The organism is Methylobacterium sp. C33D, assembly GCF_053345825.1.
In genome coordinates, this window is the sequence record NZ_JBKFAV010000006.1 from 165531 (window position 1) to 181049 (window position 15519).

Here is a 15519-nt window from a genome sequence, read left to right on the forward strand (position 1 = left end):
GCTCCGTCCGGGCGCGGGTCGATGATCGCCCTCAACCGGTCACGCGCTCCACGCGCGCGAGCAGGCATCCGGGTCGGGCCGTGTGGATGTTGACGAAGCGGGTTCGCGGATCGCCGAGGGCACGACGGAGCGGGATCTCGGCCTCGCGCCCCGGACAGACCTGGCCGAGATCGTAGAGACAGAGATGGTCCGCGTCGTAGGCGCGGACCGACACGAGCGCGTTCGCGAGGACGATCGGCGCGACGGCGTCGACGGCTTCGGCACGCGGGCAATCGTCCGCGTGCAGGAAGATCGGGCTCGGGGTCCAGTAGATGCCGCGCGGCTCCGGCAGATCGTAGGATCCGAGCAGCATGGTCTCGCCGGGCCGGCCGAGCTGCAGGCAGTGGCGGCACGGAAAGCCGCCGCCCGCCGTCGCGGCGACGCGGCGGACCGGGTTGCCCCGGTCATCCAGGCCGGTGGCGCGGAAGCGATCGGCGGTCTCCGTCGCGATCGGTACGCAGCGAAATCGGGTCATGGGGCACCTCCGGGACGTGCCCTAAGCCCCGCGCCGGCGCGCCGCATCCCGCTTCTTGCTGCGCAATCCGGAGCGGCCTGCCTCCGCCGAGAGCGCTTCAGACCGGGGCCGGGTCGCCGGCGGCCAGGGCGTGGCAGTACACGTCGACCGCGCCCTTGCCCTTGAGCGTCACCGCGCCGATCGGGCGGACGTCGCGCGGATCCGGCAGGCGCGCGAAGGCCTCGCGGGACAGGTGCAGCGCGCACCCGTCGCCGAGGCCCGCGAGCCGGGCGGCGACGTTCACGGTGTCGCCCCACAGGTCGAAGGTGAACTTCGTCCGTCCGACGATGCCGCCGACGACCGGCCCGATGTGGATGCCGCCGCGGATCCGCCAGCCCGGCTCGCCCGCCGCGGCGATCGCCACCATGTCGGCGGCGCAGCCGATGGCGGCGGAGACCGGGTCGTCGTGGGGCCGCAGCAGGTTGGCCGTCGCCATGAAGGCGTCGCCGATCGTCTTGATGTTCTCCAGGCCGCGCGCCTGCGCGACCACCTCGAAGGCTTCGGCGAGGCGCTGGATCTCCGCGACGACGACGTCCGGGCCCTGGTCGTGGCACCAGGTGGTGAAGCCGACGAGGTCGATGAACAGGACGGCGACGTCGCCGAACAGCCGCGGCTTGACCTGCCCGGTCTCCATCAGCTCGGCCACCGCCGAGACCGGCAGGATGGCGTGGAGGAGCTCGTCGGCGCGCTTGCGCTCGCGCTCGATCGTCCGCAGATGCGCGACCTCCCGGTCGTGCGCCCGCTTCCGCTCGAGGCAGGACCGGATGCGGGCCTCGAGGATCACGGGCTCGAAGGGCTTCGGCAGGTAGTCGAACGCGCCGAGCTCGATGCACCGGACGATGCTGCCGATCTCCATCAGGGCGGAGATCATGACGACGGGCGTGTGGCGCCACGCCTCGTGGGCCTTCATGCGCTCGAGCACGGCGTAGCCGTCCAGGGCCGGCATCATCACGTCGAGGAGGACGAGGTCGAACGGCTCCTCGCTCAGGCGGTCGAGGGCCGCCCGCCCGTTCGCCGCCCGCACGCTGGTATGTCCGAGGAGCTCCAGCTCCTGCTCCAGCAGGTCGAGGTTGAAGGGCTCATCGTCGACGATGAGGATGCGGGCTGGCTCCACGGGTCCTCCCTTCCTGGCGTGCGGCGGCCGCGCTCAGCCGAGCCAGTGCTGAAGCTTGGCGAAGAGGAGGTCCTCGTCGACGGGCTTGGTCATGAAGTCGTCGCAGCCGGCGGCCCGCGCGCGATCCTCGTCGCCGGTCATCGCGTTGGCGGTGATCGCCATCACCGGAATGGCGGCGGTGGTCGCGTTCGCCTTGATGCGGCGCGTCGCCTCCCAGCCGTCGACGAGCGGCAGCGACAGGTCCATGAGGATGAGGTCGGGCCGGTGCGCGATCGCCATGTCGACCCCGGCGGCCCCGTCGACCGCGATCAGGATCTCGTACTCGTCCTCCAGCAGCTGGGTCAGCAGATCGCGGTTGAGCGCGACGTCCTCGACGATGAGTATCCGCTTCATCGACGGATCCCGGACGATGCGGGTCGCTGCGCGCGGGTGGTCCCGAGCCTCATCGGCCACCGTCGGCGGTCTCGGTCTCCAGGACCGGCAGCACGCGGCGGACCTCGCGGACCAGGGCGGCGCGGTCGAGTCCGCCCTTGTCGATCAGTCCGAGCACGCGCTCCCGCAGCATGCCGCGCTCGGCCGTGTCCAGCGACGCGGCGGTCAGGACCACGACCGGGATGGACCGGGCGGCGGGATCCGCCTGCAGGGCGTCCAGGAAGGCGAGGCCGTCCATCCGCGGCATGAGCAGGTCGAGGAGGATGACGCTCGGCCGGGCCTGCGCGATGCGCTCCAGGCCGGCCGCCCCGTCGGCCACCCAGTCGACGGTGCAGCGCTCCGAGTCGAGCAGCTGGCGCACGAGATCGGGCACGTTCGGATCGTCGTCGATCACCAGGACGCGCTCGTTGTCGGGGGCGATGCGTGCGAGGGCGCCGATCAGGGCCTCCCGCTCGAACGGCTTCACGATGTAGTCGGTCGCACCGAGCCGGAAGCCGAGCTCCTTCTGGTCGACGATGGAGATCAAGACGACCGGGATGTCCCGGGTCAGCGGATCGGTCTTCAGCGCGTGCAGCACCTGCCAGCCGTCGGTCCCGGGCATCATGATGTCGAGGGTGATCGCCCGCGGCTGCAGCTCCCGGGCCTTCGCCAACCCTTCCTGTCCACTCGCAGCCCCGATCACCGTGTAGCCGGCATCGGCGAGATTCTCCTTGAGCAGGTAGACCACGTTGGGATCGTCGTCGATCGCCAGCACGACCTTGGCACCGGAGCGCGGCGCGTTGACGGCGGCGGGCACCGGCTTCGGTGGCGGCGCCTCGGCGCCGCCGGCGATCCGCGGCGGGATGGTGAGGGTGAAGGTCGAGCCCTCGCCCTCGCGGCTCTCGACGTCGATCCGGCCGCCGAGCAGGCGGGCGAGACGGTGGCTGATCGCCAGGCCGAGCCCGGTGCCGCTGTGGGACCGCGTCGCGCTGTTGTCGACCTGATGGAACTCCTCGAAGATCGCGTTCAGAGCGCCGGCCGGGATCCCGATCCCGGTATCCGCCACGGCGAACTCAACACCCGCGTCGACGGCGCGGACGCGCAGCGTGACCGATCCGGCTTCGGTGAACTTGATGGCGTTGCTGAGCAGGTTGATCAGGATCTGCCGAAGCTTCTCCTCGTCCGTGCGGAGCGCCGCGGGCGGGTCCCGGACGTCCCGGACGAGGCGCACGCCCTCGTTCTTGACGAGCGGCTCCACCGTGCGGAGGCAGAGATCGAGGACCGGCTCCAGGGTGAAGTCGGAGGGCTTCACCTCCATGCGCCCCGCCTCGACCTTGGCGAGGTCGAGGATGCTGTTGATCAACGAGAGCAGGTGCTCGGAGCTCGCCAGGATCTTCTCGAGATTCTCGAACTGCTTGACCGGCAGGACATCCTTCGCCCGCCGCATCACCAGCCGGGTGAAGCCGATGATCGCGTTGAGTGGCGTCCGCAGCTCGTGGCTCATGTTGGCGAGGAAGCTGCTCTTGGCGCGGCTCGCCTCCTCGGCCGCCTCCTTCGCCTCGCGCAGGGTCTCCTCGGCCTGCTTGCGCTCGATCACGCGGCCGAGCTGCGCGCCGATGTTGCTCATGACACGGAGCAGCGAGGCGTCCGGCGGGGAGGCCTCCCGGGCGAAGAATTCGAGCACCGCGACGACGTCGCGCCCGACCGTGACCGGAAAGGCGAACCCCGCCCGGATGCCGTCCTCCGCGGCCGCCGGCGCGCGCGGGTCGGCGGCGAGCGACGGGTCGCCGACGCTCCATTCCGGCGCGCCCGAGACGAGGACGCGGCCGGCGAGGCCGGACCCCGCGCCCAGCCGCACGTCGGCCGTCGCGGACTGGAACCGAGCGACGTCCGCGCCGGCCTCGGCGTGCCAGATTCCGGTCGGGATCAGCGTCCGCGTCCCGTCCCGGGCCAGGATATGGGCGTGACCGACGGGCCAGCCGGCGTGCTGCGCGACGCGCTCGAGGCAGAAGCGCAGCGCGTCCTCGACCGTCGGCGCCTCGTTGGCGGCCGCGGCGGCGGCCTGGAGCAGCTCGACGAAGGCGGTCTGCTTCTGCAGCGCCAGCTCGGCTTCCTTGCGCTCGGTGATGTCGCTCCACGACTCGACCACCTCGACGGGCTGGCCGCCGGAGTCGCGCAGGAGGCGCTGCTCGTCCCGCACCCAGCGATAGGTGCCGTTCGCGTGCAGGAACCGGTACTCGATGACGTTGTGCCCGTCCGCGAGCAGGTGCGGGAACTCGGCGAGCACGCGGTCCCGATCGTCGGGATGGAGCCGCTCCAGCCAGAATTCCGGGCCCGCCAGGTAATCGCCCGGCTCGTAGCCGAGGAGATCGCGCACGTTCTCGCTGATGAAGGTCGGCGCGTTCCGGCCGCCCACCTCGAAGCTGCAGATCATCGACGGGGACGCGGTCAGCAGGTAGGTCAGCCGCCCCTGCGTCGCCTGGAGCACCTGCTCGGCGCGCTTGATCTCGGTCACGTCGGTGTAGACGGCCACGACACCGCCGTCGTTGGTCTTGCGCTCGTTGACCTGGACCCAGCGCCCGTCGACGCGCTGATGCAGAAGCGGCCCGCTCGGCGCCCGGTAGCAAGCGATCCGCTCCGCGAGCCAGGCCTCGACGGTCATCCCGTCCGGGCGGACGATGCAGGTCTCACCGACGGCGCGCGCGATGGCCTCGAACGGCACGCCCGGCACGATGATCCCCGACAGACCGGGGTGGAAGTCCTGGAAATGCCCGTTGCACAGGACGAGGCGGTCGTCCGGATCGAACAGCGCGAAGCCTTCGGAGCTGCTCTCGATCGCCTCGACCAGCTTCTGCTTGGCGACCCCGGCCTCGTCCAGCCGCCCGGCACCGCGCCCCGTGGCGGGGTCGGCGGCGCAGCCTGTCTCGTCGGGTGATCCGGTCGGCGCGTGGGACATACCTCGAACCACTCCGACACCGATGCGCCATGGCGTGACGCCTGCCCGCGAGGCCTGTTCTACGCGGTGCCCGAAGGCGCGCAATTCATTATTCGCGACCGTTACATGGTCTATTTTCTGGATCAAGCTCTATGGCGACTGCTGTCCCGGGGCCTGTCGGGGTTCCGCCGTCGATGGCCCGTCTGTTGCCGGTCTGTCCGCCCGCGCCTGACATGCCCGCCCGGAACGCATCGGTGCCATGTCTCGGGGCGCCGTCGCAGCAGGTCGAGAAGGTGTATCTTCCGTGAAAACGGAGGAAATGATGGCCTACAAAATCACTTTTCGCCGCGGAAAGCGCGAGAGCTTCACCAAACTCTGGCCGTGCGATCTCGAGGCGGCGACGGCCTACGCGCTGGCGCAGCTCCCCGTGCAGCAGCGCGAGAACGGGGCGACCTCGGTGAGTGTGGTCTGCGAGCGGACCGGCGAGGTCGTGTTCAACTCCACCGAGCAGCCCGAGATCGCGACCGTCTGAGGTCGAGCCCGACTCGCCACGGCCCAGCTCGTGGTCGGGCGCGGCGCACGGCCCGCGTGGCCGGCCGCGTGCGGGGCGCTCCCGGAGGGGCCGTGTGATGCCGTCGGATCCGACTCGAGCGCCTGAAACCGTCCCGGAATCGCCGGTCTCCGACGATCCGGAGTTCGGATCGTACAGCTCGCCACCCTGCTTCCTGCACGAGCTCGACCCGAGCTTCCTGGGCCTGACGGACGCGCCGGCGCCTGCTCCTGATGAGATCCCTATGCCGGACGCCCCGCGCGCGTCTTGGTCCCTCACGGCTGATCAGGCCGTGGTCGCGCCATCGGGCACCGGCCCGGATGGAGCTTCCGCATGCGAATCGTCCGCCACATCCTCGCCGAGTGCAGGGCCGACCACGTCTTCGCGCTGATGGTCGTCGCGCTCGGCGGCTGGTCCGCTGTGTCCCTCGCACTGCTCGCGCTGAACGTCTTCGAACCCCTGCAGGGCCGGTGAGCCTCGGAGCCTCGCCCGCGGATCGCGGCGCCGCGCCGCCGATGGCCGGCACCGCGCTCGCATCCCGCTCTCTCGCGCCGCTGGCGGGTCGCTGCGGCGTCTGCGGCCTCGACTACGGCGGAGTCCTCGGCCGCGAGGCCGGCGTGCTCCGGCTGGACCGCGCGCGGTGGCGCGCCCTCTGCCCGGGCGCGGCCTGGCTGACCGTTCCGGCGGCCTGCGCAGGCCTGCGCGCCAGCTTCGGCGCACGCGCCTTATCCTAACGCGGCCCTTATAGGTTCCGGCCCGGTCCTCGCTCGAACCCTAACGCGGTTCCCGGCGACACTGTCCCTCGGCCAAGGCCGGTCGCGGAGCCTCCGCGTCCGGTCCGCCGAACCGGACCTGACCACCATGCTCGACATCGTCTTCCTCGCGGGCGGGCTCGCCTTCTTCGCCGCGGCGGCCGGCTACGCGGCCGCCTGCGATCGGCTCTGAGCGAGGCCGCCATGACCCTCGACCTCGCCCTCGGCGCCTGCGTGACCGCTGGCCTCCTCGTCTACCTCACCTACGCCCTCGTCCGCCCCGAGCGGTTCTGAGCGGCCCGCAGGATCTCCCCCATGACCCTCAACGGCTGGATCCAGATCGCGCTCTACTGCGCGATCGTTCTGGCGCTCGTGAAGCCCCTCGGGTCGTACATGACCCGCGTCTTCACCGGAGAGCGCACCCTCCTCTCGCCCGTGCTCGGACCGATCGAGCGCGGGCTCTACCGCGTGTCCGGCATCGATGACCGCCAGGAGCAGCACTGGCTCGCCTATACGGGCGCGGTCATCCTGTTCCACGTGCTGGGCTTCGCGGTGCTGTACGCGATCCTGCGGCTGCAGGCGGTGCTGCCGCTGAACCCGGCCGACCAAGCCGCGGTGGCGCCGGACCTCGCGTTCAACACGTCGACCAGCTTCATCACCAACACGAACTGGCAGTCCTACGGCGGCGAGACCACGCTGTCGTACCTGTCCCAGATGCTGGGCCTGACGCACCAGAACTTCCTGTCGGCGGCGACCGGCATCGCGGTGGCCGTGGCGCTGATCCGCGGGTTCGCCCGCGCGTCCTCCGGCACGATCGGCTCGTTCTGGGTCGATGTGACCCGCGCGACCCTCTACGTGCTCCTGCCGATCTGCGTGCCCTACACGCTGTTCCTCGTCTGGCAGGGCATGCCGCAGACGCTCGGCGCCTACGCCGACGCCACGACGCTGGAGGGCGCCCACCAGACCATCGCGCTCGGACCGGTGGCGAGCCAGGTGGCGATCAAGATGCTCGGCACCAACGGCGGCGGGTTCTTCAACGCCAACGCCGCGCACCCGTTCGAGAATCCGACCGCCCTGTCGAACCTCGTCCAGATGGTCTCGATCTTCGCGCTCGGCGCTGCCCTCACCAACGTCTTCGGCCGCATGGTCGGCGACGAGCGGCAGGGCTGGGCGATCCTCGGCGCCATGGGGATCCTGTTCCTCGCGGGCGTCCTCGTCACCTACTGGGCTGAGGCCCACGGCAGCTCCGTCCTGAACAGCTTCGGGCTGACCGGCGGCAACATGGAGGGCAAGGAGACCCGCTTCGGCATCGCCGCCTCGGCGCTGTTCGCGGTGATCACCACGGCGGCCTCCTGCGGCGCCGTCAACGCCATGCACGACTCCTTCACCGCGCTCGGCGGCCTGATCCCGCTGCTCAACATGCAGCTCGGCGAGATCATCATCGGCGGCGTCGGCGCCGGCCTCTACGGCATGCTGATCTTCGTCATCGTGGCGATCTTCGTCGCGGGCCTGATGGTGGGCCGCACCCCCGAATACCTCGGCAAGAAGATCGAGGCGAAGGAGGTGAAGATGGCCATGCTCGGCATCCTCTGCCTGCCGCTGATGATGCTGGGCTTCACGGCGCTCGCGACGGTGGTGCCGGCGGGCCTCGCCGGCCCGGCCAATGCCGGCCCGCACGGGTTCTCGGAGATCCTCTACGCCTACACGTCGGCGGCGGCCAACAACGGCTCGGCCTTCGGCGGGCTGACGGCCAACACGCTGTTCTACAACAGCACGCTCGCCATCGGGATGCTGGTCGGCCGGTTCTTCGTGAAGATCCCGGTGCTGGCGATCGCGGGCTCGCTCGCCGCCAAGAAGACGGTCCCGGCCTCGGCGGGCACGTTCCCGACCCATGGCGGCCTGTTCGTCGGCCTCCTCGTCGGCGTGATCCTGATCATCGGCGGCCTGACCTTCTTCCCCTCGCTGGCGCTGGGCCCCGTGGTCGAGCACCTCGCGGGCGCGGCCGGCCAGACCTTCGCGACGGGGGGCTGAGATGCCGCGCGCCCTCCCCGCCCGGCGCGTCGCGCGCCACCACCTCGTGCTGCACCGTCGGCCGTATCGCCCCGGCCGTGCCGGAACCCAGACCCTGCGGACGTCGGACCTCGTGCTGGCGCTCCTCGGCGTCGTCCTGCTCGGCGGCTTCGCCCTGCTGGCCGCCCACGCGCTGACCCTCGGCGCCTGGGGCTGAGCCTTCGCGACCGTCATCGCGAGCGCGGCGCAGCCCTGAATCGCTTCGCTCCGCTCGCGAGGACGGCAGCCTCACTTCCATCTCTCCTCCGGACATTCCCCATGTCTCGTCAGACGTCATCCCTGTTCAGCGCCGCCCTCATCGGACCGGCCCTCCTCGGCTCGGTACGGAAACTCGATCCGCGGGCCATTATCCGCAACCCGGTCATGTTCGTGGTCGAGGTCGTGGCTCTCCTGACCACCGTGCTGTTCGCCCGCGACCTCGTCACCGGCGGCAGCGACCTCGCCTTCTCCGGCCAGATCATCCTCTGGCTGTGGTTCACCCTGATCTTCGCCAACTTCGCCGAGGCCCTCGCCGAGGGTCGCGGAAAGGCCCAGGCCGACAGCCTGCGGCGGACGCGCACCGAGATGACGGCGAAGCGCCTCAAGGGAGCGGGCCGGGCCTACGAGACGGTGCCGGGCACCACCCTCAAGGTCGGCGACGTCGTCCTGGTCGAGGCCGGCGACCTCATCCCCTCCGACGGCGAGGTGATCGAGGGCGTGGCCTCCGTGAACGAGGCCGCCATCACGGGCGAATCCGCCCCGGTGATCCGCGAATCCGGCGGCGACCGCTCGGCCGTGACAGGCGGCACGCAGGTTCTCTCGGACGAGATCAAGGTCCGCATCACGGCCGCGGCCGGTTCGACCTTCGTCGACCGGATGATCGCGCTGGTGGAGGGCGCATCGCGGCAGAAGACGCCGAACGAGATCGCCCTGAACATCCTGCTCGCCGGGCTCACCATCGTGTTCGTCTTCGCGGTGGCCTCGATCCCGAGCTTCGCGAGCTACGCGGGCGGCGCGATCCCGGTTATCGTCCTCGTCGCCCTGTTCGTGACCCTGATCCCCACGACGATCGGCGCGCTGCTCTCGGCGATCGGCATCGCCGGCATGGACCGGCTGGTCCGCTTCAACGTGCTCGCCATGTCGGGCCGCGCCGTCGAGGCGGCGGGCGACGTCGACACCCTGCTCCTCGACAAGACCGGCACGATCACGCTCGGCAACCGGCAGGCCACCGAGTTCCGCCCGGTCTCCGGCGTGAGCGCGCAGGAACTCGCCGACGCCGCGCAGCTCGCCTCGCTGGCGGACGAGACCCCGGAGGGCCGCTCGATCGTGGTCCTGGCCAAGGAGAAGTACGGCATCCGCGCCCGCGACATGGCCGCGCTGAACGCCACCTTCGTGCCGTTCACCGCGCAGTCGCGGATGTCGGGCGTCGATTTGGAGAGCGCCTCGATCCGCAAAGGCGCGGTCGACGCCGTGATCGCGTCCCTGTCCGGTCAGCCGGTGGCGAGCCGCGCCTCCAGCGCCGCGCTGGCCTTCCAGCCGGCTGCGGAGACGGGCGCCGTCAGGGAGACCCGCGCCATCGCGGAGGAGATCGCCAAGGCCGGCGGCACGCCGCTCGCGGTGGCCCGGGACGGCCGCCTGCTCGGCGTCGTCTATCTCAAGGACATCGTGAAGGGCGGCATCCGCGAGCGCTTCGCCGAGCTGCGCCAGATGGGCATCCGCACGGTGATGATCACCGGCGACAACCCGATGACCGCGGCGGCGATCGCCGCCGAGGCCGGCGTCGACGATTTCCTCGCCCAGGCCACCCCGGAGGACAAGCTCGCGCTGATCCGCAAGGAGCAGGCGGACGGCAAGCTCGTCGCCATGTGCGGCGACGGCACCAACGACGCCCCCGCCCTGGCCCAGGCCGATGTCGGCGTCGCGATGAACACCGGCACGGTGGCGGCCCGCGAGGCCGGCAACATGGTCGATCTCGACAGCGACCCGACGAAGCTCATCGAGATCGTCGGCATCGGCAAGCAGCTGCTGATGACGCGCGGCGCGCTGACGACGTTCTCGATAGCCAACGACGTGGCCAAGTACTTCGCGATCATCCCGGCGATGTTCCTGGGCCTCTACCCGCAGCTCCAGGCTCTGAACATCATGGGCCTCGCCTCGCCGCAGAGCGCGATCCTGTCGGCGATCATCTTCAACGCGCTGATCATCGTGGCGCTGATCCCGCTCGCCCTGCGCGGCGTCACCTACCGCGCCGTCGGCGCGGCCGCGCTCCTGCGCCGCAACCTCCTGATCTACGGCCTCGGCGGCGTCCTCGTGCCCTTCGTGGGCATCAAGGCCATCGACCTCGCCGTTAGTGCCCTCCACCTCGTCTGAACCGGTCCCTCGGAGACCCGCCATGCTGAAACAGCTCCGCCCCGCCCTGTTCCTGCTCACCGCCCTGACGGCGATCACCGGCCTCGCCTACCCCCTCGCGATGACCGCCCTCGCCGGCGCGATCTTCCCCGCCAAGGCCGCCGGCAGCCTGATCGTGCGCGACGGCACGGTCATCGGCTCTGGCCTGATCGGCCAGAACTTCGCCGGTGCCGGCTACTTCCACGGCCGGCCCTCGGCGACGACGGCGCCGGACCCCGCCGACGCCGCGAAGACGGTGCCGGCGCCCTACAACGCGGCCAATTCCTCCGGCACGAACCTCGGCCCGACGAGCGCCGCCCTGGCGGAGCGGGTGAAGGCCGACGTCGACGCGCTGAAGGCCGAGAATCCGGCCGCCCCGGTCCCGGTCGACCTCGTCACGACCAGCGGGTCCGGCCTCGACCCGGACATCTCGCCCGAGGCCGCCTACTTCCAGGTTCCCCGCGTCGCCAAGGCCCGCGCTATCCCGGAGGACAGGCTGCGGGACCTCGTGACCGCCCGCATCGAGGGCCGCACCCTCGGCATCCTGGGCGAGCCGCGGGTCAACGTCCTCGCGCTGAACCTCGCCGTCGACGGGCTCGCAGGGCGCTGAGGCGCGCCCGACAGCCGCCCCGGGGTGACACCGTGTCAGGCCGGACCGCTGTCGATCGGCCTGACAGACACGACGCAGGGGCGGTCGACAGCGGAGGCGGAGTGCGGCAATCCGGCAGCGGGACGTCCAGCGGAGTACCGCTGCCCCGGGTCGCTTCGCTCCGCTCGCGATGACGCGACGATCCCGCGATGTCAGCGGCGTTTTGCTAAGATGGCGACCATGCCCGAGACCGGCCGCGACCCGACCCGCCCCTCTCCCGACGCCCTGCTCGAAGCGGCGCGCCGGGAGGAACGGACGCGCGGCCGGCTCAAGGTGTTCCTCGGCGCCGCCCCGGGCGTCGGCAAGACCTACGAGATGCTGACCATCGGCCGGGCGCGGCTGAAGGCGGGGACCGACGTCGTGGTCGGTGTCGTCGAGACCCACGGCCGGGCCGAGACCGAGGCCCTGCTCGACGGCTTCGAGACGATCCCCCGCAGGGCGGTGCCCTATCACGGCACCGTCCTCCAGGAGATGGACCTCGACGCCCTGCTGGCCCGCCGGCCGGCCCTCGCGCTGGTCGACGAGCTCGCCCACACCAACGCTCCGGGCTCGCGCCACCCGAAGCGCTACCAGGATGTCGAGGAACTGCTCGACGCCGGGATCGACGTCCTCACGACCCTCAACATCCAGCACGTCGAGAGCCTCAACGACGTGGTCGCCTCGATCACCCGAATCCGGGTGCGCGAGACGGTGCCGGACGGCGTCCTCGACCGCGCCGACGACATCGAGGTGGTGGACCTGAACCCCGACGACCTGATCCAGCGCCTGAAGGACGGCAAGGTCTACGTCCCGACCAACGCCGAGCGCGCGCTCAAGCACTACTTCTCCCGCGGCAACCTGACGGCGCTCCGCGAGCTGGCGCTCCGGCGCACCGCCGACCGGGTCGACGACGAGCTGCTCGGCCACATGCGGGCCAACGCCATCGCCGGCCCCTGGGCTGCGGGCGAGCGCGTGCTGGTCTGCGTGAACGAGGATCCCCGCTCCGCCGGCCTCGTGCGCCACGCCAAGCGCCTCGCCGACCGCCTGCACGCGCCCTGGACGGCGCTCTCCATCGAGGGCGCGCGGGCGGCGGCCCTGAGCGAGGTCGAGCGCGACCGGATCGCCGAGGCCCTGCGGCTGGCCGATCGCCTCGGCGGCGACGCCGTCACCCTGCCGGGCGGGCGCCGGATCGCCGACGACGTGCTCGACTACGCGCGCTCGGCCAACGTAAATCACATCGTCGTCGGCAAGGCGAACCGCTCGTGGCTGTTCGAGCTGGTCAACGGCTCGGTGGTGTACGACCTCGTGCGGCGCAGCGGCGCCATCAGCGTGCACGTCGTCCCCGGCGAGGCCGTCCCCGACGAGACGCAGCCGCGCCGCGCCGTGGCGGTGGCCGCGCCGCGGTCGGGCCTCGACGCGCGGCCCTACGCGATCGCGCTGGCGGCGATCGCCGCGGGCCTCGGCGCGGCCATCGTCGCGGAGCCCTACGCGGGCGTCGAGAACGCCGACCTGTTCCTGCTGACCGCTGTCGTGGCGGTGGCGGTGCGCTGGGGACTCGGACCGGCGCTCGCGTCGGTCGTGGCGGCCTCGCTCGCCTACAATTTCTTCTTCCTGCCGCCGGTCTACACGCTCACCATCGCCGACCCGACCAACGTCGCGGCCTTCCTGCTCTTCACCCTCGTGGCCGTCCTGGTCTCGAACCTCGCCTCCCGCGCGCGCCGCGTCGCGGTGGTCAGCCAGGGCCGGGCGCGGGCCACCGAGCGGCTGTTCGGCTTCTCGCGGAAGCTCGCCGCCTGCGGCACCCTCGACGACGTGCTCTGGGCGACCTGCGCCCAGGTCGCCGCGATGCTGAAGGTACGCGTCGTCCTCCTCCTGCCCGACGGCCAGGCCGTGACCGTCCGGGCCGGCTACCCGCCCGAGGACATGCTCGACGAGGCCGACCTGGCGGCCGCGCAGTGGGCGTTCGACAATGACCGGCCCGCGGGACGCGGTGCCGACACGCTGCCGGGCGCCAAGCGGCTGTTCCTGCCGATGCGAACCGGGCGCGGCACGATCGGGGTGATCGGCCTCGATTCCGACGGCACCGGGCCGATCCTGTCGCCGGAGGGCCGCCGGCTCCTCGACGCCCTGGCCGACATGGGCGCGCTCGCCATCGAGCGGGTCCGGCTCGTGGAGGATCTCGACCGGGCCGAGCGCGCGGCCGAGACGGACCGCCTGCGCCAGGCGCTGCTCACCTCGATCAGCCACGACCTGCGCACGCCGCTCGCCTCGGTTCTCGGCGCGGCCAGCACCCTGCGCGACCTCGAGGCGGCGCTGCCCGCGGACGCGAAGGCGGAGCTGCTGGCGACGATCATCGAAGAATCGGAGCGGCTCAACCGCTTCATCGCCAACCTCCTCGACATGACGCGGCTGGAGGCCGGCGCGGTGGCGCCGAACCTCTCCGCCCAGGACGTCGCCGAGGCGGTCGACACCGCCCTGCGCCGCACCCAGAAGATCCTGGCCGACCACCGCGTCGCCGTGGAGGTCGAGTCCGACCTGCCGGCGCTGGCGCTCGACCCGGTCCTGTTCGAGCAGGTCCTGGTCAACCTCCTCGACAACGCCGCCAAGTACGCGCCGGAGGGCTCGACCGTGACGGTCCGGGCGCGCCGCGCGGACGACCGGGTCCGGATCGCCGTGCTGGACGAGGGCGACGGCCTGCCCGAGGCGGATGTCGAGCGCGTCTTCGACAAGTTCTACCGCGTCCGGAAGGGCGACCGGGTCCGGGCCGGCACCGGCCTGGGCCTCGCGATCTCCCGGGGCTTCGTCGAGGCGATGGGCGGCACCGTCACCGCCGAGAATCGCCGCGACCGCGGCGGGGCCTGCTTCACGGTCAGCCTGCCGGTTCCGGCCCGGAGCGCGCCCAGGGACATCGCCGCATGAGCCCCACCGTCCTGGTCGTCGACGACGAGCCGCCGATCCGCAAGCTTCTCCGCATGGGCCTGGCTACCCAGGGCTACGCCATCCTGGAGGCGCCCGACGGCCGGACGGCCCTGGCGCTGCTCGGCCGCGAGGGCGTCGATCTCGTCATCCTCGACCTCGGCCTGCCCGACATGCGCGGCCACGACCTGCTGCGGTCGGTGCGGGCGAGCCATCCGGACCTCCCGGTGGTCGTCCTGTCGAGCCGCGACGACGAGGGCGGCAAGGTGGAGGCGCTCGATCTCGGCGCCAACGACTACGTGACCAAGCCGTTCGGCATGGCGGAGCTGCTGGCGCGCCTGCGCGCCGCCATGCGCCACCAGCTCGCCGCGCGGGGCGAGCGGCCGATCTTCCGCGTCGACAACCTCTCGGTCGATCTGGTTCGCCGGATCGTGAAGATCGACGAGGCCGAGGTGAAGCTGACGCCGCGCGAGTACGACTTCCTGCGCGTCCTGGTCCTGCATGCCGGCAAGGTGCTCACCCACGCGCAGCTGATGCGCTCGGTGCCGTCCTCGTCCGACCCGCAATACCTGCGCGTCTACGTGCGCCAGCTCCGCCAGAAGCTGGAGGCGGATCCCGAGCGCCCGCGGATCTTGCTGACCGAGACCGGTGTCGGCTACCGCCTGCGCGCGCCCGACGACGAGCCGGCTCCGCCGCACCGCGGCGCCGGCGGCGCGACCGCCCACTGATCCCGAGGACGACCCGATGTGCTCCAGCGCCCGCGATCCCGCGCGATGACCGTGGATCGGATCCTCGCGCCCTCCGACGCGCTCGTCGGCCTGCGCGCCGCCGGCAAGGGCGCGCTGCTCGAGGAGCTGGCGCGCCGCGCCGCCGGCGCCCTCGGCCTCGCCCCGGAGACGATCCTCGCCGCGCTGATCCGGCGCGAGACGCTGGGCTCGACCGGGGTCGGCGACGGCGTCGCCCTGCCGCACGCGCGGCTCGAGGCGATCGCGCGCCCGTACGGGATCCTGACCCGGCTCCGCGACCCGATCGATTTCGACGCGGTCGACGATCGGCCCGTGGACCTCGTCGTCCTGCTGCTGCTCCCGACCGCCGCCGAGGGCGAGGCGCTGAACGCGCTGGCCTGCGTGGCGCGGCGCCTGCGCGACCCCGGGGCCGCCGCCGCGATGCGCGGCGCCCGGGACGCGGCGGCGCTCTACGCGGCCGCCACGGGCCGGTAAGGG

At 71.8% G+C, this 15519-nt stretch carries 14 protein-coding genes; 10 read left to right on the top strand and 4 right to left on the bottom strand.

Annotated features, from left to right (window positions below; all coding sequences use genetic code 11):
• Positions 1-31 precede the first annotated feature (31 nt).
• From ACLBXO_RS06320 to ACLBXO_RS06335, 4 genes are all read right to left on the bottom strand, one after another.
• Positions 32-514, bottom strand: a complete 483-nt coding sequence (locus ACLBXO_RS06320) for a DUF1203 domain-containing protein (protein WP_331312412.1) — start codon at positions 512-514, stop codon at positions 32-34.
• Between the two features lie 97 nt (positions 515-611).
• Positions 612-1667 carry an adenylate/guanylate cyclase domain-containing protein gene (locus ACLBXO_RS06325; protein ID WP_331312414.1) on the bottom strand — a complete coding sequence of 352 codons (1056 nt, stop codon included), beginning with the start codon at positions 1665-1667 and terminating at the stop codon, positions 612-614.
• 33 nt (positions 1668-1700) lie between these two features.
• Complete coding sequence (locus ACLBXO_RS06330) at positions 1701-2060, bottom strand: response regulator (RefSeq protein WP_331312415.1); 360 nt, start codon at positions 2058-2060, stop codon at positions 1701-1703.
• Between the two features lie 49 nt (positions 2061-2109).
• Positions 2110-5034, bottom strand: coding sequence for a response regulator (locus ACLBXO_RS06335; protein WP_447684837.1), 2925 nt, complete (start codon positions 5032-5034; stop codon positions 2110-2112).
• A 301-nt stretch (positions 5035-5335) separates the two neighbouring features.
• Between ACLBXO_RS06335 and ACLBXO_RS06340 the strand changes: the two genes are divergently transcribed.
• From ACLBXO_RS06340 to ACLBXO_RS06385, 10 genes are all read left to right on the top strand, one after another.
• Positions 5336-5545: a hypothetical protein gene (locus ACLBXO_RS06340; protein WP_331312417.1), complete on the top strand. Its 210-nt coding sequence runs from the start codon at positions 5336-5338 to the stop codon at positions 5543-5545.
• A 351-nt stretch (positions 5546-5896) separates the two neighbouring features.
• Positions 5897-6037 carry a hypothetical protein gene (locus tag ACLBXO_RS06345; RefSeq protein WP_331312418.1) on the top strand — a complete coding sequence of 47 codons (141 nt, stop codon included), beginning with the start codon at positions 5897-5899 and terminating at the stop codon, positions 6035-6037.
• 482 nt (positions 6038-6519) lie between these two features.
• Positions 6520-6609, top strand: coding sequence for a K(+)-transporting ATPase subunit F (locus ACLBXO_RS06350; protein WP_020091582.1), 90 nt, complete (start codon positions 6520-6522; stop codon positions 6607-6609).
• 21 nt (positions 6610-6630) lie between these two features.
• Entirely contained in the window at positions 6631-8346 is a 1716-nt protein-coding gene (kdpA, locus tag ACLBXO_RS06355) for a potassium-transporting ATPase subunit KdpA (protein ID WP_447684838.1), read from the top strand.
• A gap of 1 nt (position 8347) precedes the next feature.
• On the top strand, positions 8348-8542 hold the full coding sequence (locus tag ACLBXO_RS06360; RefSeq protein WP_331312420.1) for a hypothetical protein: 195 nt from the start codon (positions 8348-8350) through the stop codon (positions 8540-8542).
• A gap of 101 nt (positions 8543-8643) precedes the next feature.
• Positions 8644-10734: a potassium-transporting ATPase subunit KdpB gene (gene kdpB / locus ACLBXO_RS06365; protein ID WP_447684839.1), complete on the top strand. Its 2091-nt coding sequence runs from the start codon at positions 8644-8646 to the stop codon at positions 10732-10734.
• Positions 10735-10756: 22 nt separating this feature from the next.
• Positions 10757-11362: a K(+)-transporting ATPase subunit C gene (locus tag ACLBXO_RS06370; RefSeq protein WP_447684840.1), complete on the top strand. Its 606-nt coding sequence runs from the start codon at positions 10757-10759 to the stop codon at positions 11360-11362.
• Between the two features lie 219 nt (positions 11363-11581).
• Entirely contained in the window at positions 11582-14299 is a 2718-nt protein-coding gene (locus tag ACLBXO_RS06375; RefSeq protein ID WP_447684841.1) for an ATP-binding protein, read from the top strand.
• The gene (locus tag ACLBXO_RS06380) at positions 14296-15024 is read left to right on the top strand and encodes a response regulator transcription factor (RefSeq protein ID WP_447684842.1); all 729 of its coding nucleotides are present in this window, start codon (positions 14296-14298) and stop codon (positions 15022-15024) included. The genes ACLBXO_RS06375 and ACLBXO_RS06380 overlap by 4 nt, the downstream gene beginning before the upstream one ends.
• Positions 15025-15069: 45 nt before the next feature.
• On the top strand, positions 15070-15516 hold the full coding sequence (locus ACLBXO_RS06385; protein ID WP_447684843.1) for a PTS sugar transporter subunit IIA: 447 nt from the start codon (positions 15070-15072) through the stop codon (positions 15514-15516).
• Positions 15517-15519 lie beyond the last annotated feature (3 nt).